Origin of the sequence: Synechococcus sp. H55.10 (assembly GCF_047502715.1) — a bacterium.
Classification (GTDB): Bacteria; Cyanobacteriota; Cyanobacteriia; order Thermostichales; family Thermostichaceae; genus Thermostichus.
In genome coordinates, this window is record NZ_JANSJJ010000113.1 from 1 (window position 1) to 4,482 (window position 4,482).

4 protein-coding genes are annotated in these 4,482 nt (G+C 62.3%); 1 reads left to right on the forward strand and 3 read right to left on the reverse strand.

Annotated elements, in window-relative coordinates; genetic code table 11:
• Window positions 1-93 precede the first annotated feature (93 nt).
• Complete coding sequence (gene cysK / locus NW858_RS07830) at window positions 94-1,110, reverse strand: cysteine synthase A (protein ID WP_414335559.1); 1,017 nt, start codon at window positions 1,108-1,110, stop codon at window positions 94-96.
• A gap of 220 nt (window positions 1,111-1,330) precedes the next feature.
• Here cysK and dxs point away from each other — a divergent pair, with 220 nt between their 5' ends.
• A complete protein-coding gene (gene dxs / locus NW858_RS07835) occupies window positions 1,331-3,286 on the forward strand; it encodes a 1-deoxy-D-xylulose-5-phosphate synthase (RefSeq protein ID WP_414520240.1) in 1,956 nt (651 codons plus the stop codon).
• 2 nt (window positions 3,287-3,288) lie between these two features.
• On the opposite strand, the gene NW858_RS07840 is transcribed toward dxs, so the two are convergent.
• Window positions 3,289-4,203 carry a tetratricopeptide repeat protein gene (locus NW858_RS07840; protein WP_414520241.1) on the reverse strand — a complete coding sequence of 305 codons (915 nt, stop codon included), beginning with the start codon at window positions 4,201-4,203 and terminating at the stop codon, window positions 3,289-3,291.
• Between the two features lie 20 nt (window positions 4,204-4,223).
• A partial coding sequence (locus NW858_RS07845; protein ID WP_414520242.1) for a hypothetical protein occupies window positions 4,224-4,482 on the reverse strand: 259 nt, incomplete at its 5' end.

The following is a 4,482-nucleotide window of genomic DNA, read 5'->3' on the forward strand; positions in this document are numbered from 1 at the left end:
CATCGGTAGCGTCCAAAACCACCCAGCCTTGCCCCACCGTCTGGTGCCACAACTCAAAGTGCAAGTGGGGCCCCGTCGCCCCCACGTAGCCGATTACTGGAGCTTTTGGCCTGGGTTGGATGGTCCAAGACTGCTGGGATCCCCGACCGGCCCGCCCGCGCGGTCAGAATCCCGCTCTAGGTCGCGGAAGAGGGGCGTGCTCAAGTAGCGCTCGCCAAAACTGGGCTGGATCATCACAATTAGCTTGCCGGCGTTTTCCGGTCGCCGCCCCACCTGGATGGCTCCCGCCAAGGCAGCTCCGGTGGAAATGCCGGAGAGGATCCCCTCTTCCCTGGCCAGGCGGCGGCTGTAGATCATGCTTTCCTCATCTTCCACTGCAATTACCTCATCCAGCAGGTCGCGCCGCAGCACATCGGGCACAAATCCTGCTCCGATCCCTTCAATGCGGTGAAAGCCAGGCCGCCCGCCGCTGAGGACAGCACTGGCCTTGGGCTCAACGGCCACCAGTCGAATGGCCGGTTTTTTCCCCTTCAGAAACTCGCCCGCCCCCGTGATGGTGCCGCCGGTGCCTACCCCTGCCACCAGGATATCCACCTGGCCATCGGTATCCTCCCAAATTTCCGGGCCGGTGGTTTGGTTATGAATCTGGGGGTTGGCGGGATTGGCGAATTGGCCCAGCATGTAAGCGTTGGGGGTGCGGCGCACGATCTCTTCGGCCTTCCAGATGGCCTCCCCCATGCCGCCGGCGCTGCTGGCCAAATGCACCTCTGCCCCGTAGGCTTTCAACAGCAGTCGCCGCTCCAGGCTCATGCTCTCAGGCATAACGATGATCAGCCGGTAACCCTTGGCAGCAGCAGCCATGGCCAGGCCAATGCCGGTATTGCCAGAGGTGGGCTCCACCAAGATGGTCTTGCCGGGGGTGATCAAGCCAGCTCGTTCGGCAGCCTCGATCATGCTCACGGCGATGCGATCTTTCACCGAGGCGGCAGGGTTAAAACTCTCCAATTTCACTACAATCTCAGCCAGACACCCTTCGGATTGAGGGATCCGATTCAGCCGCACCAGGGGGGTACGACCGATGAGCTGGGTGATGTTGGCGGCGATTTTCATGGCTAACAAAAAGAGAGAAACCAATTGCGAATAGGCCTTCAGTCCAAAGCAGCCGAGGGCCTTGTGCGATGCTAACCCTTGCATGAGCTCCTTGGTGCTCCCTCTCAGGATCTCACTGCCCTTGGCCCAGGGGATCCCGGCGTTTTCCAAAGTGGGATGGCAACAAAACCCGCCCAGAAAATGATCTAGAGTGAGATCACACCGGAAGGACGAGTCCCCTATGCACCTGAGTGACATCACTCATCCCAACCAGCTTCGAGCCCTGAACCTCAGCCAGTTGCGCAGCCTAGCCCGCCAGATTCGCGAAAAGCACTTGCAAACGGCTGCCAACTCCCCAGTCGGCTGTCACCTGGGGCCGGGGCTAGGAGTGGTGGAGCTGACCCTGGCCCTCTACAAGACCCTTGACCTGGATCGCGACAAGGTGATTTGGGATGTGGGCCACCAAGCCTATGCCCACAAAATGCTCACCGGCAGGTATCACAACTTTCACACGCTGCGCCAGAAAGGGGGGATTTCCGGCTACCTGAAGCGCAGCGAGAGCCGCTTCGACCACTTTGGGGCCGGGCACGCCTCCACCAGCATCTCGGCGGCCTTGGGCATGGCCATCGCTCGGGATCGGCGGGGGGACAACTTCAAGGTGGTGGCCATCATTGGGGATGGTGCTCTGACTGGGGGCATGGCCTATGAGGCGATCAACCACGCCGGGCACCTGCCCAAGACCAACCTGATGGTGATCCTCAACGACAACGGCATGTCGATTTCTCCCAACGTGGGGGCGATCCCTCGCTATTTAAACCGCCTGCGCCTCAGCCCACCGGTGCAGTTTTTGGCCGACAGCCTAGAGGAGCAACTCAAGAATCTGCCTCTGGTTGGCTCCAGCCTCAGCCCGGAAATCGACCGCCTCAAGGAGACGGTGAAGCTGGTTACTGCCGTGCAAAACAACAAGGCGGGCATCATCTTTGAGGAGCTGGGCTTTACCTACGTGGGGCCGGTGGACGGGCACAACTTGGCAGAATTGTTGGATGCCTTTGAGTTGGCCCACGGCATCTCTGGGCCGGTGCTGGTGCATGTGGCCACAGTCAAGGGCAAGGGCTACCCGCCAGCGGAAGCGGAGCAGGTGGGGTATCACGCCCAATCCCGCTTTGACCTGGCCACCGGCAAGCCCTACCCACCCAGCAAGCCCAAGCCCCCCAGCTACAGCAAGGTCTTTGGCCACGCCCTTTGCAAGCTGGCGGAGCGGGATCCTCGCATTATCGGCATTACGGCGGCCATGGACACTGGCACCGGCCTAGACAAACTCAAGGAAAAGCTGCCGGATCAGTTTATAGATGTGGGGATCGCCGAGCAGCACGCCGTCACGTTGGCTGCCGGCATGGCCTGCGAGGGGATGCGCCCGGTGGTGGCCATTTACTCCACCTTCCTGCAGCGGGCCTACGACCAGATCATCCACGATGTCTGCATCCAAAAGTTGCCGGTCTTCTTCTGTTTGGATCGGGCGGGGGTGGTGGGAGCTGACGGCCCAACCCACCAGGGCATGTACGACATTGCCTATCTGCGCTGCATCCCCGAAATGGTGCTGATGGCCCCCAAAGACGAAGCGGAGCTGCAGCGCATGGTGGTGACCGGGATCCAGTACACCCAAGGCCCCATTGCCATGCGCTACCCGCGTGGCTCCGGCGTGGGGGTGCCCCTGGCAGAGGAAGGGTGGGAGCCCATTCCCATCGGCAAAGCAGAGGTGCTGCGCAGCGGCGGCGAGGTGCTGATCCTGGCCTATGGATCGATGGTGCATCCCAGTTTGCAGGCGGCGGAGATTTTGAAGGAACACGGCATTGCCACCACTGTGGTCAACGCCCGCTTCGCCAAGCCTCTGGACACCGAGCTGATCCTGCCCCTGGCCCAACAGAGCCGCCTGGTGGTGACAGTAGAAGAGGGCTGCCTCATGGGCGGGTTTGGCTCGGCAGTGGGGGAAGCCCTTCTGGATGCCGATATCCGGGTGCCTTTGTTGCGCCTGGGGGTGCCGGATGTGTGGGTGGAACATGCCACTCCTGAGGAGTCCTTGGCGGATCTGGGCTTGAACAGCGCTGGGATTGCCGAGCGGATCCGGGCCAAGGTTGAGAGGCTGCAGGAACGGATGGGCGCGGGATCCCCGGCCCAAGCTGCCTTGGGCGGCCCCTGAGCCTACTCTTCTGAGAGCCCCATCTGCCGGTTGAACTGCTCGACGGCAGCTTGCTGCAGAGCCTCGGCAACGGGGCGGCTGCGCAGGAGAACTTGCACATCCCGCAGCAGCTTCTCCCGCCACAGGTTCTCCCGCAGCACTTCTAGCCGGGCATAGCTGGGATCCAGGCGCATGGCCTTTGCCCCCAGCTCCTCGGCTCGTCCGGTTTCTCCCCGAATGTAGAGAGCGGTCGCCAAGGCCAAGTAGGGCTCTGCCACAGAGTCGTTCATCTCTATCGTGCGTTCCCAGCGCTCGATAGCAGCGTCGAGATCTCCCTGCTCGTAGTCCACCAAGCCGATGTTGTTCATGGCCGGCCAATAGGCGGGATCCAACTCCAGGGTCTTCTCATATTCCCGCCGGGCGGGATCCCACTGATCCAGCATTAGGTAAGCATTGCCCAGTTGGAAGCGGGCGTTGGGGTTATCCGGTTGCAGGGCCACAGCCCGTTCCAAAGCCTCGGCGGCGGCAAAGTAGCTGCCCTGCCGCAAGTAAGCCGCTCCCAGCGAGTAGAGAATATCGGCGTCGTCGGTAGCCAGGGCGCGGGCCTTCTGCAGCGCTTGCACCGCCTGGGCGTAGTCTCCCCGCTCCAGGTGGACGTTGCCCAAAACATAGAGCAGCTCGGAGGAGTTGGGCACCATGGCCACCGCCAGTTGCAAGCGGCGCAGCGCCTCTTCTGTCTGGCCAAACTGGGCCAGCCGCAGCGAGTCAGTGGCCAGTTGCAGGGCCTGGGCCCGCATCAACTCCCCACTGGGCAGGGGAAGGTGCAGCAATACTTGGGCTCGAGCGGGATCCCCTCTCCCTACCCCCAACACCATGGCAAGGCCCAGCGGCAAGGTTAGCAAAAACCGGACAGGTAGCCGGAATACCAGTGGCGGCATGACACCCACGCAAAAACAGGTCATGCCCATGTTAGCTGCAGCAACCGGGGATCCTTCCTGCCAGGGCTGGTTCCAACCAGATGCATGTTTGCGCCGGCGGCGCGGAGCACCATCTCTAACTCCCCTCTCCCTTTGGGAGAGGGGCCGGGGGTGAGGGCCGTCCCTTTGGGAGAGGGGCCGGGGGTGAGGGCCGTCCCTTTGGGAGAGGGGCCGGGGGGTCTGGCAATCGCTAGTCGCGGCCGGCAGAAGTAGACTGTAAGGGGTGGTCGGACGCGGAGG